We start from the raw sequence: 22,728 nt of genomic DNA, 5'->3' as shown, positions 1-22,728 counted from the left end.
CGATTGTGGTAACTTCCGACACGGACGCCTCCTCAAGTGGTGTTCAACACCTCCACTATGGCACATCGATGCCGTCGGGGGGCGTCCACCCCATCACCCAAATCCGCCGTCACCCTGAACTTGTTTCAGGGCCCAACAGGCCGATCGCCCAGTTCATGAGCGGCCAAATCGACGGGGCGGTTTCGCCTTCGGGCTTCGGCACCAACTGCGCGATGGATCCTGAAACAAGTTCAGGATGACGAAGGGCAGGGGCGAAACGTCGGCGTCTCCCTCATAGGCCCCAACCCGCTCAGGCTGAGCTTGTCGAAGCCCCCCGAGGCCGAGCGCTGCGGCCTGCCATGCTTCGGCAGCCCGAACGCGCCATCACCACCGTCCCACCCCGAAATCACCGGTATCGCCAAGCCGATCGCCCTAACTTCAGTCCGTTACAGTAGCTTGCCTTGACCAAAATCAAGGTTGGCACAGGCCACGTTCATGTATAACAGAAGCCCCAAAGCCGGGAGATTCATGGGTTTTGCCCATGGCTCGCAACCGGTACGGGGGATACCAGGATACCATTCGGTCTGATAGACCTCCTGCCGCACCTCCGGCAGAGAGGGTTGTCGAAAGCAAGGCAAGGGCAAACATGGCAGAAACAGAGGGCGTAAGGCGGCGCGATTTCATCAACATCGCCGCAGTCAGCGCTGCAGGCGTTGCAGGAATCGGGATCGTCGTCCCGCTCGTGAGCCAGATGTCGGCATCGGCCGACGTTCTCGCGGCATCTTCCACCGAAATCGATATCTCGGCGATCCAGCCCGGACAGGCGATCAAGGCGGTGTTCCGCAAGCAGCCCGTCTTCGTGCGCAACCTGACCCCGCATGAGATCGAGGCCGCCAACAAGGTCGATGTCGCCTCGCTGCGCGATCCCCAGACGCTGGAGGAGCGCACCAAGGAGGGCAAGGAGAACTGGCTCATCACCATGGGCGTGTGCACCCACCTCGGCTGCGTGCCGCTGGGCGCCGGCGAAGGTGAAGTGAAGGGCGAGTTCGGCGGCTACTTCTGCCCCTGCCACGGTTCCGCCTACGATACCGCGGCGCGCATCCGCAAAGGCCCCGCGCCCAAGAACCTCGAGGTGCCGAAGTACGAGTTCTCGTCCGACACCGTCGTCAAAATCGGCTGAGCCCAAGAGAGAGGATCAAGAACATGAGCTTTCCCTGGGCAAAGCACTACACCCCCGCGCATCCCTTCATGAAGTGGATGGACGACAGGCTGCCGATCCCGCGCCTCGTCTACAATGCCGTGGGTGGTGGCTACGAGGTTCCGCGCAACCTCAACTATTTCTGGAACTTCGGTTTCCTTGCGGGGCTCTGCCTCGTGCTGCAGATCGTCACCGGCATCGTCATGGCCATGCACTACGCGGCCAATACCGCCGTGGCGTTCGACACCATCGAGATGACCGTGCGCGACGTGAACTGGGGCTGGCTGATGCGCTATGCGCATGCAAACGGTGCCTCGGCCTTCTTCGTCGTCATCTACATCCACATCTTCCGCGGCTTCTACTACGGCTCGTACAAGGCGCCGCGCGAAATGGTGTGGCTGCTGGGCGTGGTGATCTTCCTGCTGATGATGGCCACCGCCTTCATGGGCTACGTGCTTCCCTGGGGCCAGATGAGCTTCTGGGGCGCCAAGGTCATCACCGGCCTGTTCGGCGCGATCCCCTTCGTGGGCGAGCCGTTGCAGCAGTGGCTGCTGGGCGGTTTCGCGCCTGACAACGCTGCGCTCAACCGCTTCTTCTCGCTGCACTATCTGCTGCCCTTCGTGATCCTGGGCGTGGTGATCCTGCACATCTGGGCACTGCACATCCCCGGCTCGTCGAACCCGACCGGCGTGGAAGTGAAGTCCAGCTCGGACACGGTGCCGTTCTACCCCTTCTACGTCGCCAAGGACGGCTGGGCGATCGGCGTCTTCGCGATCCTCTTTGCGATCGCGGTGTTCTACTTCCCCAACGCGCTCGGTCACCCGGACAACTACATCCCGGCGAACCCGATGAGCACGCCCGCGCACATCGTGCCCGAATGGTACTTCTGGCCGTTCTACGCGATCCTCCGCGCCTTCACGCAGGACTTCTTCTTCATCCCGGCCAAGCTGATGGGCGTGCTCGCCATGTTTGGCGCGATCCTGGTGTGGTTCTTCCTGCCCTGGCTCGACAAGTCGCCGGTGCGTTCGGGCGGCTACCGTCCGCTGTACCGCAAGTTCTTCTTCTTCGGCCTGATCCCGGCGATGCTGGTGCTGTTCTACTGCGGCGGTGCGGCGGCGGCAGAGCCCTACGTGATGATCTCGCAGCTGGCGGCGCTCTACTACTTCGCGCACTTCCTCATCATCATCCCGGTGGTCTCGGCGATCGAAAAGCCGCTGCCGCTGCCGTTCTCGATCACCGAATCGGTGCTCGGCAAGGATGACGAGGCCGTACTCGACGTTTCCGCCGCCCCGGCTTCGGCCGTCTGATCCAGCCAGAACGAAAGACGAAAGACATGGCACGCATTCTCTCGATCCTCGTCGGGCTGTTCTTCACGGTCGCGCTGGCGTGGTCGTTCGGCAAGGGCGCCTACACGCAGATCACCGAACCGCCCGCAGCGACTGCCGAGCACGAGTTCCACCTGCACCCCAAGGAACTCCACCTCGCCAGCGACGGCCCCTTCGGCAAGTTCGACAAGCAGCAGCTGCAGCGCGGCTTCCAGATCTACAAGGAAGTCTGCTCGGCCTGCCACTCGCTCAGCCACGTCGCCTTCCGCGACCTGGCGGCGCTGGGCTATTCCGAAGGCCAGGTGAAGGCAATCGCGGCGGGCTTCCAGGTCCCCGGCGTGGACCCCACCACCGGCGAGGCGAACACCCGTCCGGGCCTGCCGACCGACTACTTCCCCAAGCCCTTCGCCAACGACACGGCCGCGCGCGCAGCGAACAACAACGCGATCCCGCCAGACCTGTCGCTGATGACCAAGGCGCGCCACGAAGGCGGCCCCTACGTCTACTCGCTGCTGACCGGCTTCCAGGCCCAGCCCGCCGCGCTGCTGAAGGAGTTCCCGGACGCCAAGACGCCTGACGGCCTGCACTACAACCCGTACTTCGCGAACCTCAACCTCGCGATGGCGCCGCCGCTGACTGCCGACGGTCAGGTGGAATACAGCCCGGGCAACCCGAAGCCGACGGTCGACCAGATGGCGAAGGACGTCTCGGCCTTCCTCGTCTGGACCGCCGAGCCGAAGCTGGAAAAGCGCAACCAGACCGGCCTTGCCGTGGTGCTCTTCCTGATCTTCGCGACGGTGCTGGGCTATATGTCCTACCGCAACATCTGGGCGGGCAAGAAGCACTGATCCAAGAAGCGCTGACGTAAGCGCTTCCACCTGCTAAGGGCTCCGGCGCCCCGCCATCCACGGTGATGGCGGGGCGCTTTGCTTATGAGCTGCCGGAGATGCAAAAGTGACCGTCGAAGACCTCCGCCAGCTGGTGCGCACGATCCCCGACTTCCCCAAGCCCGGAATCCTGTTCCGTGACGTCACCACCCTGATCGGCCATGGCCCCGGCTTCGCAGCGGCGGTGGGGCACATGGCGGACCGTGCCGAAGCGGCCGGGGCCGAGGTGATCGCCGGGATCGAGGCGCGCGGCTTCGTGTTCGGCGCGGCGATGGCGGCGCGCATGGGCCTGCCCTTCGTGCCGGTGCGCAAGCCGGGCAAGCTGCCGGTCCCGGTCCTCGCGATCGACTATGCGCTGGAATACGGCACAGACACGCTGGAGGTCGATCCGGGCGCGGTGCCGGACGGCGCCCGCGTGGTGGTGGTCGATGATCTCATCGCCACCGGCGGCACGGCGCTGGCGGCGGTGGAACTGCTACGCCGGGCAGGGGGTGAGGTGGTGCATTCGCTCTTCGCCATCGACCTGCCTGACCTCGGCGGCGCGCAACGGCTGCGCGATGCAGGCGTTCCGGCCGAGGCGCTGATGGCCTTTGAGGGGCATTGAGGCGCTAAGGGAAAAAGCCCACCCCTGCCCCCTCGCGCAAGCGGGAGGGGAATGAGAGGTCGGGTTTCCCCCTCCCGCAAGCGGGAGGGGCAGCGAGACTTAGTCCGCAAGACTTAGTCGCAGCGGGGTGGGAGGGTGGACCTGCCGCTCAGGCCGCCACCGTCTCCTTGGCCTTCTTCCCACCCTTCTTCGCCCCGCCTTCCGGCTCCTCCAGAAGCGTTTGCACCGCCTTCGAGGTGACGACGGTGCCCAGTTCGGTCAGCGCAAAGAAGTTCGCCTCGATGTCGGCAAGATCGTAGAGGTAGTTCACCATGACGCCGTGCGCCTGCTTCTGCCCATTGGCGGAGAGGTCCGCATTGGCATGCACCGCCTCAAGCCGTGCGCCGTTGCCGAGGTGGAATCGCGCCACCGGATCGAGCGGCTGCCCGCCCTTCTTCGCCTCGACCAGGTAGCGCGCTGCCAGCCTGCGCAATTCCTGCGCGCCGGGGACCGGGGCATCGGCATCCTGCTCCTTCGCCAGCCACTTGGCAAAGCCCGGCACCGGTGAAAGCGTGGCGAACGTCTTGAGGTGCGGCAGTTCTTCCTTGAGCAGCCCGACCACGCGCTTGATCAGGTGGTTGCCGAAGGGGATACCCTTGAGCCCGACCTGGCAGTTACTGATCGAATAGAAGATCGCGCAGTTGGCCTCGCGCGGGGCGATCGTCTCACGCTCCTCGGAGATGATCTCGTGGATGGAGCCGGGAATCTGCTGCGTCAGCGCGACTTCGACGAAGATCAGCGGATCGTCCTGCATCTGCGGGTGAAAGAAGCCGTAGCAGCGCCGGTCGACCGGCTCGACCCGGCGGCGAAGGTCGTCCCAGCCCTGGATCTGGTGGACCGCCTCGTAGCGGATGATGCGCTCCAGCAGCTGCGCGGAGCTGTCCCAGCCGATCCGCCGCAGTTCGAGGAAGCCGGCATTGAACCAGGCCGTGAAGGCGTTCTCCAGATCACGGTCGAGCGCGGCCAGGCCTGAGGTGGAGGCCGAGCGCGGCACCGCCAGCAAATCTTCGCGCAAGTCGATCAGGCGCTGGGTGCCCTGCGGCGCCAGGTTGAGCTGGTTGATCAGCCGCCGGCTGGGCGACTTGCTGGCGACGTTGAGGGCGAGGGCGGAAGCCTCGTCCCGCTTGTCGTTCCATCTGGCGATGGCCTGGTCGATGGCCTTGGCGTCGGCCGGGTGGAGATCGTGCACCTTGCCGAGAAATTCCTGCCGCGCGGCAAGGTCGCTCGCTTCGTAGAGATCGAAGAACGCCGACGCGAGCGCCGGTCCCGAAGCCCGCCCGCGAAGCGAAAGAAGGGCATCGGCAAGGTCGAGCAGGCTCTCTCCGCTCGCGGGCCGGGGGGCGACGCCGATGCCGCGCAGCAGCTTGCCCAGCCCGGAATTCATCAGCAGGTCGAGCGGGTTGCGCCGCCGCGCGGAGGCAGTCTCGGCGGGTGTGCGCGTCCGGGGCGTGTTCATGATGACCTCGTTCTCGTCAGCAGCTTTGAGATGTCAGGCTATCATCGCTGCACCTGCGAGAGAATACGTCGAAGCCGCGATGCGCGGCGTTCGGGACAGGAGGAATAGTCCGGATCGGCAGTTTTCCGTGCCTTGAACGGCAGAAGCCGCCCTGGCGATCGGTCGACGCGCACCAAAGTGTCACGGATGTCGGCGTTTGGGCTCCGGCAAACGCCTTCAGCCAGGAACCTTGGAATCTTGCGGGGCTGCAGGATCAAGCGGGATGGGCCGGAAGTACTGCTTCGACAGTTCTTTCGAGTTCGCCATCGCATGCTGCGATGCAGCGCAATCGATGTTGACATCACTCAATTTGTTCGGCTTCCGTATTTCTACCTCATCTGTTTCCGCAATATGAGGCAGGGGCAATTCGGATGACGCAGTTGAGACAAATCGAGAAATCCAACTTCATCAAGTTCCGGCCGGACATAGAAGGCATGCGCGCGATTGCGGTCTTGAGCGTGCTGCTTTTTCACATGGGCTTTTCCGCGATTCCGGGCGGGTTTGTTGGCGTAGATATTTTCTTTGTCATTTCCGGATTTTTGATAACCCAAGATATATACAACAGAAGTGTGACGGAAAAATTTAATTTAATGGAATTTTATTTACGGCGGGTGAGACGAATATTTCCGTCTTTAATTGCTGTACTTATCGCATCGACCGTTGCGGCTGTTTTTATATTGCTGCCGTCAGAGTTGGAAAATTTTTCTAAAAGTGCCTTGTCGGCGTCCATTTCCCTGTCAAATATTTATTTCTTTAAGAAAAATGACTATTTCAGCCCATCTGCGGAAGAGATGCCGCTGTTACACACATGGTCCTTGGGGGTTGAAGAGCAATTCTATATCTTCTGGCCGATGGTGATCGTTCTGTCGCTGAAGTTTTTCGGCAGGCATGGGGTCAAGGCTGTATTATCGGCCGTAATCATCATCAGTCTTATTTGTTCAGAGCTTCTTCTGAAGAGCAATCCCAGTTTCTCCTTCTACATGCTGCCCGCTCGTGCATGGGAGTTGGCGATCGGAGGCCTTCTTGGCCTTTCCGGCAATCTAGGTTTGCAAATTAAAAAGAGCGTAGCTGGCGTACTTGTATCCGCCGGAATATTGATTGTTGGCTATTCCATTTTCTTTTTTGAAAAGACCACGCCATTCCCGGGTTTGCATGCCCTGATCCCCTGCATTGGCGCGGCATTGATCATTTTCGGCGGGCAATTCGAAAACCTGGTTTCTTCATTTCTATGCAACGTCGTCATGAAATATATCGGGAGGATTTCTTATCCTCTTTACCTTGTGCACTGGCCCATCATCGTATTCTGGGGACTTGCCTCGACAACTGAAGTGTCGATGGCTGTGAAACTCGTCCAGATCGCCGTCATGTTTGGCGCCGCGCATGTGCTGTATGCGGGGGTGGAGCCTATTTTCCGCCGCATCCCGGCAACGCGCGCGCGCATGAAGGTGTGGGCACCGATGGCAGTGGCGCCGGTAATTGCGATGGGCCTCGTTTGCGCGTCGATGCTGTTCACCAATGGCTTGCAGGGGCGGCACCCGATGCCGGCCTGGGTGAGTCAGGCCGCAGCCGAGTCCAGTTCATTCCAGCGCGATCCTTGCCTCATGCGCGGCGCGGAACTTTCGACTTCTGCGCAATGCGTGATCGGCGATCCCACCCGGCAGCCCACTTTGGTGCTTTGGGGCGATTCTCATGCCACGCAGTTGATCCCGGCGTTTCGTGAGATCGCGGATGCCAATGGCTATGCTGGCCTGATCATAACCAAGGCGGGGTGTGCGCCCATCCCCGATACGACGATGTTGCCGAATTCGGAGATGCGCCGCGATTGCCGGCAGTTCAACAGCGAGGCAATCGAACGGGTTGCGGCCATACCAAAGTTGAAGGGGCTTATCGTCGCAGGAAACTGGAGGACTTACCTTTCAGGCGGTGGACTGCTGACGGATGGTGATGAAGTCGCAAGTCCGGATGGCACCCAGCGCATCATGGCTGATCGGTTTTCAAGAATGCGAGAGCAACTGCCGCCCGGCGGATATAAACTGATCCTGATGGGTATCGCTCCAACCGGCGAAAATAAAGCGTTTTCCTGTGCAAGCAGGGCTGCCTACCGCAATATGGATTTCAGGAATTGCAGCTCCGATCTTTATTCAGATACGCTGTTCTATCAGAAAGATCTTGAAGGGTTGGTGGGTAAGAACTCCAAGATCGATCTTGTCGATTATCTTCCGGTAATGTGCCCTGATCAAAAGTATTGTGCGGTTTATAACGGACGAAATGCAAACTTTCTGGATGATAGCCATATTTCTGCGCATGCCGCAAAAAGTGTGGTTTCAACCATAGAGCATCTTCTGTGATTGAATTTCGAAACAGATGGTGATGGAGGTCGTGATCGTACGGTCGATTGTGCGGTCGTCCCCACAGGACGCGTGACGCCACGCCTGCAGTTTCCCGAGTATCGAATCTTTATGTGAACCGGCATTGTCCGGGCGCAAGGCGGAACGACGATCGCATCGCTTCGCTTCGTAAAGGCGTTGCGGTGCCATGGATGTCGAAGATTGGAAAAGATACGTTGACGAGGCGGTCATCGTCGTGGCAAGCGGCGAGCGCATCAACGGTCTGTCCTTGGGCGGGCCGGTAATGCGGGTATAGCTTAGTGGTAAAGCTCCAGCCTTCCAAGCTGGCTATGCGGGTTCGATTCCCGCTACCCGCTCCATTTGCCCTTCAAAAATCACCCTGAAAATGGTATAAAATCCGCAGAAAACCTAGGCTTTTGTGCCTTGGTTCGTCCGGGTTTGCGTACCCCCGTCCACCGGCATCCATGCAATTGTGGGGGTCTTTTGGGGTTTCGCGTTCTCGGGTCGATTGGAGATGCCCCCATGCTGGGGGTGTCATCTCGCGAAAGGCGCGGAATATGGCCCTTACAGACATTGCTATTCGACCGATGAAATGACGGCCCATGGTTTTCGAGCAACAGCATCCACGCTGCTGAACGAAAGAGGGAAATGGCACCCTGATGCGATCGAACGCGCGCTCGCCCACGGCGATAGCGATAGAGTTCGGGCTGCGTACCATCGCGGCGCTCACTGGAATGAACGCGTGGCTATGTCGCCGTGGTGGAGCGATAATCTCGATAGCCTCAGGAACGCATCTAACAGTAAAAGGTGAGGCAAACGGCGCGCTGCCTGGATTCCGCATCGTCTGGACCGGGCCAGGCCGGACCATCGAACAGACCATCTACGGCGGGCGCCGCGTGTCCGGAGTGCACGAAAGCCGAAGGCACTCGTTCGGAACAGGCTCAACCTTCGGGGCTTTCTCTTGTGGCTTCTGGCAACACACGAGAAATATTCATGGCGACTGTCGCGCAAGTTATCGTCGAAACCCTTGCGGCGGCGGGCGCATCCCGCTGCTACGGCGTGTCGGGCGATACGCTCAACCACGTGACCGATGCGATCCGAACCAGCGACATCCGATGGGTCCACGTGCGGCATGAGGAAGCGGGCGGTTTTGCGGCCGGAGCGGATGCGCTGCTGACCGGCGAACTGGCGCTGTGCGCGGGGTCGTGCGGCCCAGGCAGCCTCCATTTCATAAACGGCTTGTTTGAATCCCATCGCAACCGTGCGCCGGTGGTGCTGATCGCAAGCCAGATCGTGCGCGACGAACTGGGTTTCGATTTTCCGCAGGAGGTGGATTTCCGCTCGGTCTACCAAAGCTGCTCGGTGTTCTGCGAGGAAATCCGCACGCCGGAGCAGGCCCGTCGCAAGACCGCGATGGCCGCACAGGCCGCGCTGGCCAAACGCGGGGTCGCAGTGCTGATCGTGCCTGCCGACATATCGAGCGCAAAGGCGCCCGAGGAGCCGCCCTTCGCAGTGCACCGTGCAAATCCGCTGGTGCGCCCCTCCAACCCGGAACTCGACCAGATCGCAAGCCTGCTGGGCAAGGGCAAGAAGATCGCCATCTACGGCGGTTCTGGCTGCGAGCAGGCGCACGACGAGGTGGTGGCTTTGGCGCACGCACTTCAGGCCCCGGTCGCGCATACCTCGCGCGCAAAGGACTTCCTCGAACACGACAATCCCTTCGATGTCGGTATGACCGGCATCTTTGGCGGAGACGCCGGTTACCACGCGCTGATGGCGTGCGACACGCTGCTACTGCTCGGCTGCGATTTCGCCTGGCGCCAGTTCTATCCTGAAAAGGCGACGATCATCCAGATCGATCTCGACGGCACCCATCTTGGCCGCCGGCATCCGGTAGACCTGGGCGTCGTCGGGGATGTTCAGGCTACCTTGAGTGCACTGCTGCCCCGTTTGCAGGCTCGTTCGGACCGTGCTTTCCTCGACGACTGCCTGGCGCACCGGGCGAAGACCGAGGAACGGCAGGGCAAGCACGCGCGCATCGGCAAGGGTGGGGCGATCCATCCGCAATACCTGACCGAGACGATTTCCCGGTTGGCGCCCGACGATGCAATCTACACCGCAGACGGCGGTTCACCGATGGTGTGGTGCCTGCGTCACGTCACCTCAACTGGGCACAACCGCACCGTCATCAGCCTCAGCCATGGGACGATGGCCAACGCGATGCCGCAGGCCCTGGGCGCCAAGGCAGCATACCCTGATCGAACGGTGATCTCGCTTTCAGGTGACGGAGGGCTCGCGATGATGCTGGGTGACCTGCTCACGGCGGTGCAGGAGAAGCTGCCTATCAAGGTCGCCGTGTTCAACAACAGCGCGCTCGATTTCGTGGAGATCGAGCAGAAGGTGGAGGGGTTCCTGGACACTTATACGGACCTGCTCAATCCCGACTTCGGCCGTGTTGCCGAAGCGGTCGGGTTCTGGGGGCGCCGAGTGGAAAAGGCGGAGGAACTGGAAGGCGCGGTGCGGGATTGGCTGGCGACGCCCGGACCCGCACTGCTGGACGTGGTGACCGACCGGTTCGAACTGGTAATGCCGCCAAAAGTCGAGGCCGGGCAGGTGGCGGGCATGGCGCTCTATTCTGCAAAGGCCTTGCTGGGCGGCCGGGGCCGCGATGTCGCGGGCCTGATCCGCAATCTGCTCCCATGAGCACTTGGCCCGGGCTGGTCGCCGCGTTGACCCGCGACCATGCGCTGTCGCGCAATCTCGTTCTGCTGGCGGCGCTGGCTGCAACGGTCGCCGTGCTTGTCGCGGGGCCGCGCCATCCGATGGCATTCTGGCTGCTGCTAGCCAGCCTGCCTGTTCTGGTGATTTCGCTGGTGGACCTGTTCCAGACGAGGCATTCGCTGCGCCGGAACTACCCAGCGTCCGCACGCTTCCGCTGGTTCTTTGAATGGCTGCGGCCTTTCCTGCGCGCCTATATCGTCGAGAGCGATCTCGACGGCCGGCCCTTTAGCCACGACGAGCGAGCGCTGGTCTACGCGCGCGCCAAGGGCGATGTAGCGGCCCACCCCTTCGGAACCGAACTCGACGTCTATTCCGACGAATATGAATGGCTGGCACACAGCATTGCGCCTTCGCGTGACGCCCCCAAGGAAACGCGCGTGCACGTCGGAAGCGCGCAGTGCTCGCAGCCGTATGATGCGGCACGGCTGAATATTTCGGCCATGAGCTTCGGCGCCTTGGGAGCGAACGCTATCGAGGCGCTGAACCTGGGCGCGAAGATAGGCGGATTCTATCACGACACCGGCGAGGGCGGCCTGTCACCTTATCACCTGAAGCACGGTGGCGACGTCGTTTGGGAGATCGGTTCGGGCTATTTCGGCTGCCGCGACAAGGAGGGCCGATTCGATCCCGGCCGCTTCGCCGAACGGGCCGCGAACGATGCCGTGAAGATGACCGAAATCAAGTTGAGCCAAGGCGCCAAGCCGGGGCATGGGGGCCTTCTGCCCGGCCCGAAGGTAACCCGCGAGATCGCCGGGACACGCGATGTGCCCGAGGGCGAGGATTGCCTTTCGCCACCTTGGCATTCAGCGTTCTCCACGCCCGTCGAGCTGGTCGAATTTGCCGCCCGCATGCGCGAGTTGTCGGGCGGCAAGCCGGTGGGCATCAAGCTGTGCGTAGGTTATCCGCACGAGCTGTTTGCCGTGACGAAGGCTATGCTGGAGACGGGAATCCTTCTGGACTTCATCGTCATCGACGGTGCTGAAGGCGGAACCGGCGCAGCGCCGACGGAACTTTCCGATCGGGTAGGAATGCCGCTGCGAGAAGGATTGATCCTGGCGCGTAACGCGCTGGTGGGAGCGAATCTGAAAGGGCCCGTGAAGTTGGCAGCATCGGGCAAAGTAAGTTCCGGTGCGGGTATTGCCATGAATGCAGCGCTGGGTGCCGATTGGTGCAATGCCGCGCGTTCGTTCATGTTCTCGCTGGGCTGCGTGCAATCCATGCGCTGTCACACGGATACGTGCCCAACCGGTGTCGCCACGCAGTCACCGGCCCGTCAGCGGGCTCTGGTGATCCCGGAGAAAGCCGAGCGCGTCGCCCGTTTCCAACGGACGACGCTTGAAGCGCTTCACGACATCGTCGTTGCCTGCGGTCTACAGTCGCCCGATGAATTCACCCCGGACGGTCTGCGCCAGCGTATCAGTGCGGTGGAGATGCGTTCCGTTGATGAGCTCTATGCCTTCGTTGAACCCGGTGAACTGCTTTCCGGCGCTCGCGATCCTCGCACTGCGAAGTGGTGGGCGCAGGCAGATCCAACCTCTTTCAAGCGATGCGAAGTCTGACAATCGGCCACTTCGACCGTGCAATTCATCGCAATGCAGAAATGGCGGCGATCGAATCTTCGTTCATTTGCCTGCTCACTGCGGAGGAAGCATGAATTGTGTTTAAATATGCAGGCTCCAACCTGCCTTTACGACGACACGGGCTGCGGCGGAACAAATCTTGCAGCAAGGGCAGGTCGACTGTGGTTCATGCCCGAATGAGACTGCGGGAAGAGGTTGTTATTCCAGCACTTGCGTGTTCCCGGCTGGATGCCGGGGACCTTTGGGTCTATACTGCCCGTCAGGGAGCCAGGCCATGATGCGTTATGCCGAAAAGCCATTTCTCCAGTATCTCGACTCCTTCGTGCTGCGCGCGATCGGTGAACTGACCGAGCAGCAGGAACAGGCAATCCACCTCCTCTCCCCGACGTTTGTCCAGGCTGAAGGAACGCGGCCCTGGTTTGAAATCGTCGCTGAACGGATGAGCTTCAGCGAGGGCTACGTTTCCGAGATCGCTTCTGTCTGGGAGGCCAGCAGGCGATCCGCCAGTGAACAGGGGTTGGAGATCAGTCCGTTCGAGTTCACGAGGTTGTTCGTGGATGCGAACTTCCCCAGCTGATCTGGCGAGTGTCGGCTCAGGTCTCAGCCTGACTCGATCGAGGTCATCAGTTTGAAGATATCCTTGTCCGGGTTCGCGCCAACGATCCGCCCGGCTTTCGAATGCGTGCAGACCAGAACGAACAGATCCACCTCATCGTCGATGGCTGATTTGAAGCGGTCCGTGATGTCGTCTATCGCGATCCGGGAATCGAAGATCATGAAATCTGGCGTTTCAGTCCAGACCGCGCTGCACGCGATTTTCGACACGACCTCGATGAGCGCGCGCCTGCGGTCGATCTGCGAACGCCCCTGCCTTGGTTGGTCGGCGATACCGAACGCCGTCCAGTATGTGGTGCTCATGAATGTCTCAATGTCTTGGCCTGGTCGCGCCATCAATCGGCGGCGGGGCTGTTGCGCCTGGCAAGGGTCTCGAGCGCGGAAACGATCGATGTCGTTGTGACAGCTATCGGGGTACGGGCGCCGAGATGCATGAGCGATAGCCATGCGCTCACCATCTTGCTCCCTTTTTTCGTGATGACGAGAGGAGGTTGCGACCGGTCATCCTCTGCCTGAAAACAGACGAGTTCGTCCTTGAGCAAGGAGGAGACGTGCGTGATGGCCTTGCTCGATGAACAGGCCGCCGCAGCACAAACCTGCGCGACGGTCATTTCCCCCTTTCGAGCACTGCCCGCCCGGTAAAGGCCAAGGAGCATCAGCCAGGCGCATTCATCGATGTCGGGGGCAACCTTGCGGCGTGCGGCAATCCCGTCGAGATAGGACTGAACGTTGTCGATCTCGCACTCGATCTCGGCGTGATCTCCGAGGATATGCGCCAGTTCGTCAGTCAGCGTATGGAGGTTCAGCACGGCGCGCTCCCCGGGAGGAATGCCGAAGGTCGAGTATTGGACCCACGCACAGAACGATCAGTTGCGGGATACTCCACACCGCCGAGGCAGCCTTGAACAGCCGGGGCGTATTGGGAACGATTTCCCAGGCCAGGAACGAGATGACGCTGAGTGCTTGAAACGCGCATATCCACAAGGGCCAGTACCGGTCGGTCTTCGCCGCGAGATGCGCGAGGCCGATGAGCAGCACGAAGTCCACCATGACCGTGGAGTGCGCGAGGCTGATCTGGGTCTTGAACGTCGTTGCGCCGATATAGGTCGCCAGCGCAGCGACCACGAACATGAGGCATATCCTGCGCCCTTCCCACCCGCCCCACAGCAGCGCTGGCAGGCAGGATACGAACATGAGTATTCCGAAGACGAGGTTCAGGAGCATGGCCTTGACTTCAACCTGCGACGTTCGACGTCAAGGCCATCACCCCTTTCCGGATTACACTCGGGCCGTCGCCGTCTCGGGGGTCTTCAGCAGCCCGCTCGGGCTATCGTCGCCGAAGCAACCCCAATCCGTCTCCCGGTGCTGCGATTCGCCCTTGATGAAGGCGAGCTTGCGATGCATCTGCACCATGTCCTTGCGGCCCTCCACCAGCTTGGCGAAACCGGCTGCAGCCGAATCCAGCGCACTTTGCAGATGGGCCGGCGGGACGCTGGATGCGGCATTGGTCTCCATGATGGTCGCGGCAAGGCGCGCGGCGTCGAAAAGGGCCGTGTCGACGCTCTTGAACATGCCAGAAATTTCCGTGGCGACCGCTCGTCCGCCTGCTTCCGAAAGACGCATATGTTTCTCCGATGCGTGAATCACGCTGAGGTTTGCCGTGAAGTGAAGCTCACCTGCCGAGCAGGCTGAGAATTCCGACCATCACCGTGACGATCGCGGCCAGGCCGACGACGGAGACAAGCGCAACCTGTCCCATCATCGCCATGCGCTGCGCCATCGTCAGGTCATGACGGGAGCCCCCGACCGGAGGAAGACTGAGGAGCCGCGAGAATTCCCATCGAGGGTGCGTTGCCCTCGCTTGGTCTTCTGCTCCGGCTCTCGTTTCTTCCGGACGAGTGCTCTGTGCCTCGGCATCCTCGTCGCTGTCGAGCGGTTGCGGCGCACTAGGTAGCCGCTCCCTACCCTTTGATGCGTCTAGGAAAATACGCGCCGCATCGGCCCGGCTGGAAACCCCCAGCTTGACCATCAGGTCGGCGACATGATTGTCGATGGTCTTGTAGGACAGCCCAAGGCTTGCGCCGATCTCCTTGGAAGACAGGTGCCGGGCAACCAGCGAGAGAACCTCGTACTGCCGGGCAGACAGCTTTTGCCGAAGCTCCCCTTCTGACCATTCCCGCATCTTGCAGCCCCTCGTGCCTCGCCCTTCGTTTCCACACACGGTTGGAGGCTGAAAAGCATCCTAGCACTGTTTGCAACCGGTAACCTCGCTTGATTGACGCAGTGCCAAAGTCGTTAGTTACCGATTCATCGCCCGGCGCGGGATGCAAGTCTGGCAAATCTGGCTCGGCGAGCAGGTGAAGATGACTGCCTCCGCGCCTTTGGCGCGGCCAAGCGCTGCCTTCGCAGGTTGCTCCGACCGCGCCAACTGCGGTGTATCGTCGGCAGAGCCGCTGGTCTGAGCCCGTGGATTTCCTCCAGATTTGAGCAGAGTCCGCCGCTTGAAGGAGTCGGATGGATATGAAGCGGAGCAGGTTCAGCGACGAACAGATCATCGCGGTATCGAAGGAGCAGGAGGCCGGAATGGCGACGGCGGACGTGTGCCGCCTGGTGCCAAGCGGAAGGCGGTGGCTCATCCCGTTCCCGCTACCTCTATGGCTCACGCAGCGCAGAGCATCCTCGGCGTCGGCGCTGGGCGCAGCATCAGGCGGTTGAATACTCGGCGCTTGAGCGATTGCGGCTCCAGGACCTCGTTGTTGCGCTCCCACAGGGTGCCGTTCAGCGAGGGATCGCTCGACAGCGCGAGTTCGGCGCCCCAGCGGGCTGCGTCGGCCGGGTGAATGCCGTCGGGCAGGCCCATCGCAGTGCGCAGGGCACCGGGGATCCAGTCGCTGATCACGATGTCCGGAAAGCGCCCCTCGAGGTCCGCGACCAGTGCGCGGGTGAAGATTCGTCCCGCGCCCTTGGAGACCGAGTAGGCGCCGCTCGCCGGAATCGGCGCGAGGTCGGCGAAGCTGGTGACGTTGACGATGCGGCCGGTGCCCCGGCTCACCATGTCCTCCAGCGCGAGGCGGCTGCAGGCGACCATGCCGCCGAGGTTGATCGCCATCGTGTGCATGAAGCTTTCGGGCGTCTCGTCGAGGAAATCGCGGCGGGGGTAGACGGCGGCGTTGTTGATGAGGATGGCGATCGGGCCGATGCGGCGGATCGCGTCGAAGGCGCCGCGCAGGGCGTCGTAATCGGATACGTCGCAGGCTATGGGGTGGAACGCCCCGGCGGTGGCGCATAGCTTCGACGTGGCGGCAAGGTCGCTCTCGCTGCGGGCGAGGCCCGCGACAATGCAGCCGCGCGCGACGAGTTCCAGCGCCACCGCGCGGCCAAGGCCCTGACCGGCCCCGGTGACGATGGCCAGCGTCATGACACGAGGCTCATGGCACGGTGTTCCAGGTCCGATGTTCCCGCAGCCTTGAGAATCGCATCGCCGACCCGCAGCGCGTTGGCGGCGATGGTCAGACTGGGGTTGACCCCCATCGAGGTTGGCATGAACGAGGCGTCGGCCACCCACAGGTTGCGCATGCCGTGAACCCGGCACTGGGCATTGACGACGGACTTCGCGGGATCGGTCCCCATGCGCAGGCTTCCGCAGGGATGGCCGAAGTTCAGCTCCGGCTGATACGTCAGGAACAGAACGCGCTGCCGTCCCAGCGAGGCGCGGATCAGCTTTCGGAACAGCTTGCGGCGCTGGTGGAGTTCGGGGCTGAAGCGGTAGTCTATCAGGATACCGCCGGGACGGTTGGGATCGGCGGAGACGCGGTTCTCGGCATAGGGCATGTCTTCGAGCAGACCGACGAAGACCTTGGCCTGCCCCAGAACCCGCGCCGCGACTTTCGCGGGTATGCGCGCCATCTGGCTCGCGCCGGGCAGGCGGCGCAGCGGGCTGCGTGCGATCTTGCCGCGCAGGTAACTGAGAATCTCGCCTTCGCCCGCATCCAGCCCCATCGCCTGGACCATGCCGAAACGATGCCCTTCGGCGTGATAGAGGTCGCGAAAGCCGATGGACTTGGCGGCTTGCGGGTAGCCCTCTTTGCGCCGGGGCCAGAGTGCGAACATCTCGTTGAGGTGGAACATCAGGTATCGCCCGACCTGGCCGCGCGCGTTCCCGCAGCCCTCGGCCCAGTCCGAGCGCGAGGCGAGCAGGATGCGCGGCGAGGACAGTGCGCCTGCGGCGAGCACCACGTGGGACGCAGTGAACTCCAGCGTCTCGCCATCGCGGCGGGCGACGACGCGGGTAACGCGGGTATCGTCGCCGCGCAGTTCGATAACCTCGCAGCGATCGGCTATGGCGGCGCGACCGGTGGCGAGAGCGGGCTCGACCCCTGCAGAGCGGCCGTCCAGCTTGCAGGCGCGAGGGCACTTGCGGCCGAGGCACGAGCCGCAGCCTTCAAGGCCGCGCATTGCGCTGTGCAACTGGTAGGGGTGCAGGCCGGAGCGGCGCATGCCCTCCATCAGCCGGGCATCGCCCTCGCACATCGCGGGGCCTGCCGTGAGGTTGGGTGTCAGGTGGGTAGCGAGCGGGTCCGGCTGACCGCGCACCTCGAACAGGGCCTGCGCCGCGTCGAAGTAGGGGAGCATCGCAGAGAAGCTGACCGGCCAACCGTTAGTTGGGTGCGGGCGCTCGGCGCTGTGGTCGAGATCGTGCGGCTCGGGCCGTTCGAGCGTGGCGGCGTAGAAGACGGAAGAGCCGCCAACGGCGGCGCCTATCGCGGGATGGACGCGGTGTTCCTGTCCCTCGATGCGGGCGTGGATGGTCTCGGGCCACGATCCGCGCACGAGGCGGGCGACGGGATCGGTGATCTCGTCGCTTGCCATGTGGTTCTGCTCGGCGCGGTGTCCGGCGCGGCCCTTCTCTACGAACAGGACCGAGAGGCCGCGCTCGGCAAGGCGGCGACCTATCGTACCCCCGCCGATGCCGGTGCCGATGACGATGACGTCCCAGTGCTTTCGGGTGAGTTCGCCCGGGGTCACCGGCCTGCCGCCGCTATCGTCGTGGGGCCTGTGCCGAGGAGGAACGGCACGAACAGGTCGCGCAGGCGCACCGAGCCCTCGTAGGTCATGTGGTTGTTGTCGAAATAGAGCGAAGCGCCTTTTACCATGCCGCTGCAGCTGCCGTGGCAGAGCCGTGGCCATGGGTCGATCAGGCGCACCTGCCGGTCGGCGACTAGCTGATCGATCGGTGCTTCCGCCTGACGGTTGCGATCGCGCAGGGGGGCCATCTGCACGCTGGCGAGCGTGCGGGCCTGATCGGGGGTAAGCCGTCCGTAGGCGAGATCGCGGGCGACGCGGATGCTGTCGAACTGGGGTAGTTCGGGGACTTGCCGCAGGAGGTAGACCTCGCGGCCCTCGCCGTTCAACTCCGCCACCGTGAGCTTGAGCGCGGCGCCGAACAGGGCGGCCTGTCCGTCCCCCTGCGGGAGGCCGGACCCGGCATCGGGGGAGAGGGTAATGAGGTTGTGAGCGTCGCGGCCCACGCCCCGGCCGTCGGCGTAGTAGGCCCAGCGGCCGACCAGCAGCAGGCGGCGGATGCCGGGATATTGCCGGATCGCCGCGCGGATGCGCCGGTTCTCCTCGGCGCAGAGGACGTCCTGGTCGGGCGTCGATGCGCTCTCCTGCTTGGCGAGGCCGAACAGCGGCGGGCATCCGGCACGCCAGATGATGATGCCGGGCCGCCCCGCCTCGCGCGCGGCCATGGCGAGGCCGTCCATCTGCGCGCGCAAGTGGCTGTCGCCCCAGATCAGCACCTCGGGCGGGCCGTCGGGGCCGATGGCGCATGTGCGGATACCGGCGAGCGGGCCGTTCTCTTGATGGCGGCAGCGGCTGGTGTCCTGCAGGAATCCGCTCGAGGCGGCGATGTAGACTTGCGTTTCGGGGGAGAAGCGGTCGGGCAGGCCGTTGGCGAGGAACGTTACCGCGCCGACCGCGAGGGTCGCGCCGGCGGCCACGGCTGCGCTGCCCAGCAGCACTGGCGAGGTGACGCGGCGGCTGCGACGGAAGGGCTGCTCGACGAAGCGCCAGCTCAGCGCCGCGACGATGAGGACCAGCGCCAGCCATGCGGCGGTCTCCAGCGGTGAGGCATAGTGCCCGCGCCAGTACCGCGAAAGGATCAGCAGCGGCCAGTGCCACAGATACAGCGAGTAGGAGATCAGCCCGACGAAGACCATCGCCGGGTGCGAGAGCACGGTGCCGGGGTTGCCACTTGCATTGGTCGCTCCCGCCAGCAGTGCGGCGCTGCCCGCCACTGGAAGCAGGGCCTGCCAGCCGGGGAAGCCTGCGCTGTCGATCAGCAGGAAGGAGGCGGCGAGCAGCAGGAACCCGGCGCTTGCCAGCACGGCCTGCAGGCGCGGGGTCAGCGCCGCGCCGCGCAGCGCGATCGCCAGCAGCACGCCCGACAGCATTTCCCACGCGCGGAACGGGAAGAGGTAGAAGGTCATCACCGGATAGCCGGCGGTCATGGCCACGCAGGCCAGCAGCGAGCCTGCCCAGACCGCGATCAGCACGCCCAGGATCACCCTCGGCCCGACACGCGCGAGTGCGAGCACGGTCAGCAGCAGCGGCAGGAAGATGTAGAACTGCTCCTCCACCGAAAGCGACCAGGTGTGCAGCAGCACCCGGCTGTCGGCGCCGAAATCGAAGTAGCCCGCCTCGCGGTAGAACAGGACATTGGACATCCACAGGCTGGACGCGATCAGTTCCTTGCCGAAGTTGCGCAGCTCGTAGGGGAGCAGCACGAACCAGCCGATCACTGCGCTGGCGGAGCCCATCGCGAAGAAGGCGGGCGCCAGGCGGCGGATGCGGCGCAGGTAGAACTGGCCGAGGTCGATCCGGCCCGCATCCAGCAGCTCGGACCACAGCATCCCGCCGATCAGGAAGCCGGAGATCACGAAGAACACGTCGACGCCGACGAAACCCGCCTTCAGGCCCGGCACCGCGAAGTGGTAGAGCACGACGGCCAGCACCGCGATGGCGCGCAGTCCGTCTATTTCCCGGCGATAAGGTCCATGCTGGGCTGCCGACACGTTGCGATTTCTCCCTCGATGGAATGTCTAGGTTCCGGGCCGTCCCGGCGGAATTCGGCAAAGGTCGGTCGAACTTTTCGGAAGGGGGCATCCCCTGCGCATCAGATGCAATGCCCCGTGCCTTCAGGCGCGAAGCGGGTGCAGTCCCAGCGCAGGTTCTCGGGCGCGGTGGCGGTGCTGCGGCGCTCGAAGATGAAGGTAATCGCATCGACCGAACTGCCGGGCATCGGCAGAGCGCGGGGGGTGCGGGCGGCGTCGGTCCAGCCGATGAAGCGGCACTGGCTCACCCCGGCGCAGCGCTGCTCGGCCATAGCGCGGAAGCTGGCGGGGGTGCCGCCTGCGGGCAGGGTCACGAGGAAGACGTTCGGTGGCGGTGCAGCCAGGACGCTGCCGAGACCCGACCTCGGCGCGGCCGGCGGTGTCGGTGCCGCAAGGGGAGGCTGTCCGGTCGGGATAACCGGCAGGAACTGCAGCTGCGGCGCTTCCGAGCCGACCGTCGCGGCGCGATGGGCGTCGGAGATGCGGGCGAGCATCGCGATGTCCGGCTCGCTGCCGGTGTGGCGCATCTCGAAAACCTGCGTGCCGCGCCAGCGGTAGAACAGGTGGGTGCGCACGACCGCGATCTTGTCCATCGTGCGATCCCACGCCGGGCTCACCCAGTCGGTGTGGTAATGCGTGGCCAGGCCGACGGTCGGATCGACCTGGCCCAGCAGCATCTCGGTGGCGACGCGGCGGGACTGCTGCCAGGCTTCTGCGGAGGGCGTGCGGCGCAGCAGAGAGCCGTCGCAGGTGAAAGTGAACTGGCAGCCGGTGCGCCGCTCCGAACCCTGGAAGACCACGCCGCAGACGCTGGCGGGAAAGGCGCGGTGGCGTACCCGGTTCAGCACGACCTGCGCGACCGCGCGCTGGTCGGCGATGCCGAGGCCCGCCTCGTAGTAGTCCGCAGCGGCGAGGCAGTCGGTCGCGCGTGCCAGATCCTCGGGCGCGGCGCGCAAGTAGAACGGCTGGGCCGCGATGATGACGCCCCCCGCCAGCGGCACGGCGGCGTTGAAGGTGCGCGCCAGTTGCGACTGCGCATCGGCCGGAGGCAGCGGAGCATCGTCCGGCGCGTCGAAGGCGCCGCGCACCACCGGCGGCGCGGTGAAGCGCGGCAGCGGACTGGCGACGGGGTGCTGGGCGGGAACGGTGGCGACGGCGACGAGGGCCAGGCATGCACCGAGCCACGTCCTACCCTTGACCATGGCCCGGCGCATGACCGTCCTCCCACGCCCGGCCGACGGCTGCTCGCGGTTCCGATGCTTGCCCAACCATCTGGAACGAAAGGCGGCAAATGCCGACAAGACCGGTCTCCCGCAGTGAAACCGATTCATCCCACGGTGGGCACCCGGGGGGCATCCGGGGGATCACGCTCCCGGGGCTCCCACCGTCAATTCCCTAAGTAAAACCCGCAATGCCGTGGGCTTCCGCAGGGAGCATAATGACGGGATTATGGAGATCATCGAACCGGCCGCCGCGCCGCTCGCCTTCAGGCACGATTCGGGTATGCAGTGGGCAGGCGCTTCACGCCGCGCTTCGCCGCCCCGCGCGCGCGCGGCGATCGCCTATCTCAGCAACGTCTATCCGAAGATCAGCCACAGCTTCATCCAGACCGAGATCGCGGCGCTGGAGCGGCAGGGGTTCGCGGTCCACCGCTTCACCGTGCGCCGTGCCGGAGAAGCCCCCGCAGATGCAGCTGAGCGCGCCGAGGCGGCCCGCACTACGGCGCTGCTGGAGGATCGAGGGGCGCTTGCGTCGGCGATGTTGGATCGCTTTGCCCGGCACCCTCGAGCCGCCTTGCGCGCGCTGCAACTGGCCTGGCGAACCGGCGGAAGCGGCAATCGCATTCGTGCGCTGGCCTACTTCGCCGAAGCCGCGCTGCTGGCGTGCAGGCTGGAGGCGGCGGGAGTCTCGCATCTCCATGCCCATTTCGGGACGAACCCGGCGATGGTGGCGCGTCTGGTGGCACGGCTGGCGCCGGTGACTTACAGCTTCACCGCGCACGGCCCGGACGAATTCGATGCGCCGCGCGGCCTCGACCTGCCGGGCAAGATCGCCGAGGCCGCCTTCGTGGTGGGCGTGTCCAGCTTCGGCCGCGGGCAGCTGATGCGCTGGTCGCACCCGGATCACTGGCCGCGCATCCACGTCGTCCACTGCGCACCGGACCCGGCGTTCTTCGCGGGGCTCGCGGACGATGACGTGGCGACGATCGAGGGCGCGCCCGGAGACGACACGCGCTTCGTCTGCGTCGCGCGTCTCAGCGCCCAGAAGGGCCTGCCGCTGCTGCTGGAGGCCGTCGCCCGGGTTGCCGCCCGCCGCCCGATCCGGCTGGACCTGATCGGCGGCGGCGAGGACGAGGCGATCATCGCGGCCCAGATCGCGCGACTGGGGCTGGGCGGTGCCGTCACCCTGCACGGTTGGGCGAGTCCGGAGACGATCCGCGATGCCCTGCGCTCCGCCCGCGCACTCGTTCTGCCCAGTTTCGCCGAGGGGCTGCCGGTCGTGCTCATGGAGGCGATGGCGCTGCGCCGCCCGGTCATCGCCACGGCCATCGCCGGAATCCCGGAACTGGTCGACGGTGAGGTCGGCTGGCTGGTGCCTTCTGGCTGCGTGGATGCGATCGAGCAGGCACTGGACGCCGCGCTCGATGCCTGGCCTGAGGAACTGGAGCAAATGGGCGAGCGTGCCCGCGCCCGCGTCCTCGAACGCCACGATCCCGAACGCTGCGCGGCCCGAATGGTGGATTTGCTGGAGCCGCTGGTGCGCTG

At 64.0% G+C, this 22,728-nt stretch carries 21 protein-coding genes, 1 tRNA gene and 2 pseudogenes; 13 read left to right on the top strand and 11 right to left on the bottom strand.

Translation table 11 applies throughout. From position 1 onward, the window contains the following. From ACYPYD_RS07220 to ACYPYD_RS07200, 5 genes are all read left to right on the top strand, one after another. The coding region (locus ACYPYD_RS07220; RefSeq protein WP_459662618.1) for a hypothetical protein at positions 1 to 239 on the top strand (239 nt) is incomplete at its 5' end. Positions 240 to 625: 386 nt separating this feature from the next. Next, positions 626 to 1,159, top strand: a complete 534-nt coding sequence (petA, locus tag ACYPYD_RS07215) for a ubiquinol-cytochrome c reductase iron-sulfur subunit (protein ID WP_008830913.1) — start codon at positions 626 to 628, stop codon at positions 1,157 to 1,159. Positions 1,160 to 1,182: 23 nt separating this feature from the next. Beyond that, positions 1,183 to 2,484 carry a cytochrome b gene (locus ACYPYD_RS07210; RefSeq protein ID WP_008830912.1) on the top strand — a complete coding sequence of 434 codons (1,302 nt, stop codon included), beginning with the start codon at positions 1,183 to 1,185 and terminating at the stop codon, positions 2,482 to 2,484. A gap of 26 nt (positions 2,485 to 2,510) precedes the next feature. Beyond that, positions 2,511 to 3,350 carry a cytochrome c1 gene (locus ACYPYD_RS07205; protein WP_008830911.1) on the top strand — a complete coding sequence of 280 codons (840 nt, stop codon included), beginning with the start codon at positions 2,511 to 2,513 and terminating at the stop codon, positions 3,348 to 3,350. 106 nt (positions 3,351 to 3,456) lie between these two features. Continuing rightward, entirely contained in the window at positions 3,457 to 3,993 is a 537-nt protein-coding gene (locus ACYPYD_RS07200; protein ID WP_211149474.1) for an adenine phosphoribosyltransferase, read from the top strand. A 148-nt stretch (positions 3,994 to 4,141) separates the two neighbouring features. On the opposite strand, the gene ACYPYD_RS07195 is transcribed toward ACYPYD_RS07200, so the two are convergent. Next, on the bottom strand, positions 4,142 to 5,488 hold the full coding sequence (locus ACYPYD_RS07195; RefSeq protein ID WP_459662617.1) for a malonyl-CoA decarboxylase domain-containing protein: 1,347 nt from the start codon (positions 5,486 to 5,488) through the stop codon (positions 4,142 to 4,144). Positions 5,489 to 5,898: 410 nt separating this feature from the next. Here ACYPYD_RS07195 and ACYPYD_RS07190 point away from each other — a divergent pair, with 410 nt between their 5' ends. Continuing rightward, positions 5,899 to 7,875 (top strand): acyltransferase family protein, encoded by a 1,977-nt coding sequence (locus tag ACYPYD_RS07190; RefSeq protein WP_459662616.1) that lies wholly within the window; start codon positions 5,899 to 5,901, stop codon positions 7,873 to 7,875. Here ACYPYD_RS07190 and ACYPYD_RS07185 read toward each other — a convergent pair. Next, entirely contained in the window at positions 7,852 to 8,130 is a 279-nt protein-coding gene (locus ACYPYD_RS07185; protein ID WP_459662615.1) for a hypothetical protein, read from the bottom strand. The two genes, ACYPYD_RS07190 and ACYPYD_RS07185, sit on opposite strands and share 24 nt — an antisense overlap. A 30-nt stretch (positions 8,131 to 8,160) precedes the next feature. Between ACYPYD_RS07185 and ACYPYD_RS07180 the strand changes: the two genes are divergently transcribed. The 5 genes and pseudogenes from ACYPYD_RS07180 to ACYPYD_RS07160 all read left to right on the top strand — a co-directional run bounded on the left by ACYPYD_RS07180 (position 8,161) and on the right by ACYPYD_RS07160 (position 12,813). Continuing rightward, positions 8,161 to 8,234 (top strand) — tRNA-Gly (locus ACYPYD_RS07180). A 218-nt stretch (positions 8,235 to 8,452) separates the two neighbouring features. Then, positions 8,453 to 8,686, top strand: a pseudogene (locus ACYPYD_RS07175) (tyrosine-type recombinase/integrase); the annotation flags it as partial. 182 nt (positions 8,687 to 8,868) lie between these two features. Then, positions 8,869 to 10,578, top strand: coding sequence for a thiamine pyrophosphate-dependent enzyme (locus ACYPYD_RS07170; protein WP_459662614.1), 1,710 nt, complete (start codon positions 8,869 to 8,871; stop codon positions 10,576 to 10,578). Continuing rightward, positions 10,575 to 12,215 (top strand): FMN-binding glutamate synthase family protein, encoded by a 1,641-nt coding sequence (locus ACYPYD_RS07165; protein WP_459662613.1) that lies wholly within the window; start codon positions 10,575 to 10,577, stop codon positions 12,213 to 12,215. Before ACYPYD_RS07170 ends, ACYPYD_RS07165 begins: the two co-directional genes overlap by 4 nt. Positions 12,216 to 12,510: 295 nt before the next feature. Further along, complete coding sequence (locus tag ACYPYD_RS07160; protein WP_008828300.1) at positions 12,511 to 12,813, top strand: hypothetical protein; 303 nt, start codon at positions 12,511 to 12,513, stop codon at positions 12,811 to 12,813. Positions 12,814 to 12,836: 23 nt separating this feature from the next. On the opposite strand, the gene ACYPYD_RS07155 is transcribed toward ACYPYD_RS07160, so the two are convergent. From ACYPYD_RS07155 to ACYPYD_RS07135, 5 genes are all read right to left on the bottom strand, one after another. Beyond that, on the bottom strand, positions 12,837 to 13,154 hold the full coding sequence (locus ACYPYD_RS07155; protein WP_037517656.1) for a hypothetical protein: 318 nt from the start codon (positions 13,152 to 13,154) through the stop codon (positions 12,837 to 12,839). Between the two features lie 32 nt (positions 13,155 to 13,186). Beyond that, positions 13,187 to 13,660, bottom strand: a complete 474-nt coding sequence (locus tag ACYPYD_RS07150) for a hypothetical protein (protein ID WP_008828302.1) — start codon at positions 13,658 to 13,660, stop codon at positions 13,187 to 13,189. Next, complete coding sequence (locus ACYPYD_RS07145) at positions 13,635 to 13,982, bottom strand: hypothetical protein (protein WP_156799878.1); 348 nt, start codon at positions 13,980 to 13,982, stop codon at positions 13,635 to 13,637. The genes ACYPYD_RS07150 and ACYPYD_RS07145 overlap by 26 nt, the downstream gene beginning before the upstream one ends. Before the next feature lie 147 nt (positions 13,983 to 14,129). Continuing rightward, complete coding sequence (locus tag ACYPYD_RS07140) at positions 14,130 to 14,423, bottom strand: hypothetical protein (RefSeq protein WP_008828304.1); 294 nt, start codon at positions 14,421 to 14,423, stop codon at positions 14,130 to 14,132. Between the two features lie 100 nt (positions 14,424 to 14,523). After that, entirely contained in the window at positions 14,524 to 15,033 is a 510-nt protein-coding gene (locus tag ACYPYD_RS07135) for a helix-turn-helix domain-containing protein (protein ID WP_008828305.1), read from the bottom strand. A gap of 338 nt (positions 15,034 to 15,371) precedes the next feature. On the opposite strand from ACYPYD_RS07135, the pseudogene ACYPYD_RS07130 reads away from it, so the two are divergent. Then, positions 15,372 to 15,458: pseudogene (locus tag ACYPYD_RS07130) on the top strand (transposase); the annotation flags it as partial. A gap of 52 nt (positions 15,459 to 15,510) precedes the next feature. Here the strand turns inward: ACYPYD_RS07130 and ACYPYD_RS07125 are convergent. The 4 genes from ACYPYD_RS07125 to ACYPYD_RS07110 all read right to left on the bottom strand — a co-directional run bounded on the left by ACYPYD_RS07125 (position 15,511) and on the right by ACYPYD_RS07110 (position 21,177). Then, complete coding sequence (locus tag ACYPYD_RS07125) at positions 15,511 to 16,269, bottom strand: SDR family NAD(P)-dependent oxidoreductase (RefSeq protein ID WP_459662612.1); 759 nt, start codon at positions 16,267 to 16,269, stop codon at positions 15,511 to 15,513. Continuing rightward, positions 16,266 to 17,876 carry a GMC oxidoreductase gene (locus ACYPYD_RS07120; protein ID WP_459662611.1) on the bottom strand — a complete coding sequence of 537 codons (1,611 nt, stop codon included), beginning with the start codon at positions 17,874 to 17,876 and terminating at the stop codon, positions 16,266 to 16,268. The genes ACYPYD_RS07125 and ACYPYD_RS07120 overlap by 4 nt, the downstream gene beginning before the upstream one ends. Beyond that, a complete protein-coding gene (locus ACYPYD_RS07115; protein WP_459662610.1) occupies positions 17,873 to 19,924 on the bottom strand; it encodes an acyltransferase family protein in 2,052 nt (683 codons plus the stop codon). Before ACYPYD_RS07115 ends, ACYPYD_RS07120 begins: the two co-directional genes overlap by 4 nt. Positions 19,925 to 20,025: 101 nt before the next feature. Beyond that, positions 20,026 to 21,177, bottom strand: a complete 1,152-nt coding sequence (locus ACYPYD_RS07110; protein ID WP_069709283.1) for a cell wall hydrolase — start codon at positions 21,175 to 21,177, stop codon at positions 20,026 to 20,028. Between the two features lie 235 nt (positions 21,178 to 21,412). Between ACYPYD_RS07110 and ACYPYD_RS07105 the strand changes: the two genes are divergently transcribed. Next, the coding region (locus ACYPYD_RS07105) for a glycosyltransferase family 4 protein (protein ID WP_459662608.1) at positions 21,413 to 22,728 on the top strand (1,316 nt) is incomplete at its 3' end.

Source organism: Novosphingobium sp. 11B (genome assembly GCF_054589055.1).
This window is presented reverse-complemented; position numbering and strand designations above follow the sequence as displayed.

Coding starts and splice junctions, on each gene's coding strand:
- petA (WP_008830913.1), top strand. CDS start 626: ATGGCAGAAACAGAGGGCGTAAGGCGGCGCGATTTCATCAACATCGCC.
- ACYPYD_RS07210 (WP_008830912.1), top strand. CDS start 1,183: ATGAGCTTTCCCTGGGCAAAGCACTACACCCCCGCGCATCCCTTCATG.
- ACYPYD_RS07205 (WP_008830911.1), top strand. CDS start 2,511: ATGGCACGCATTCTCTCGATCCTCGTCGGGCTGTTCTTCACGGTCGCG.
- ACYPYD_RS07195 (WP_459662617.1), bottom strand. CDS start 5,488: ATGAACACGCCCCGGACGCGCACACCCGCCGAGACTGCCTCCGCGCGG.
- ACYPYD_RS07190 (WP_459662616.1), top strand. CDS start 5,899: ATGACGCAGTTGAGACAAATCGAGAAATCCAACTTCATCAAGTTCCGG.
- ACYPYD_RS07185 (WP_459662615.1), bottom strand. CDS start 8,130: ATGCGCTCGCCGCTTGCCACGACGATGACCGCCTCGTCAACGTATCTT.
- ACYPYD_RS07170 (WP_459662614.1), top strand. CDS start 8,869: ATGGCGACTGTCGCGCAAGTTATCGTCGAAACCCTTGCGGCGGCGGGC.
- ACYPYD_RS07165 (WP_459662613.1), top strand. CDS start 10,575: ATGAGCACTTGGCCCGGGCTGGTCGCCGCGTTGACCCGCGACCATGCG.
- ACYPYD_RS07160 (WP_008828300.1), top strand. CDS start 12,511: ATGATGCGTTATGCCGAAAAGCCATTTCTCCAGTATCTCGACTCCTTC.
- ACYPYD_RS07155 (WP_037517656.1), bottom strand. CDS start 13,154: ATGAGCACCACATACTGGACGGCGTTCGGTATCGCCGACCAACCAAGG.
- ACYPYD_RS07145 (WP_156799878.1), bottom strand. CDS start 13,982: ATGTTCGTGGTCGCTGCGCTGGCGACCTATATCGGCGCAACGACGTTC.
- ACYPYD_RS07140 (WP_008828304.1), bottom strand. CDS start 14,423: ATGTTCAAGAGCGTCGACACGGCCCTTTTCGACGCCGCGCGCCTTGCC.
- ACYPYD_RS07135 (WP_008828305.1), bottom strand. CDS start 15,033: ATGCGGGAATGGTCAGAAGGGGAGCTTCGGCAAAAGCTGTCTGCCCGG.
- ACYPYD_RS07125 (WP_459662612.1), bottom strand. CDS start 16,269: ATGACGCTGGCCATCGTCACCGGGGCCGGTCAGGGCCTTGGCCGCGCG.
- ACYPYD_RS07110 (WP_069709283.1), bottom strand. CDS start 21,177: ATGCGCCGGGCCATGGTCAAGGGTAGGACGTGGCTCGGTGCATGCCTG.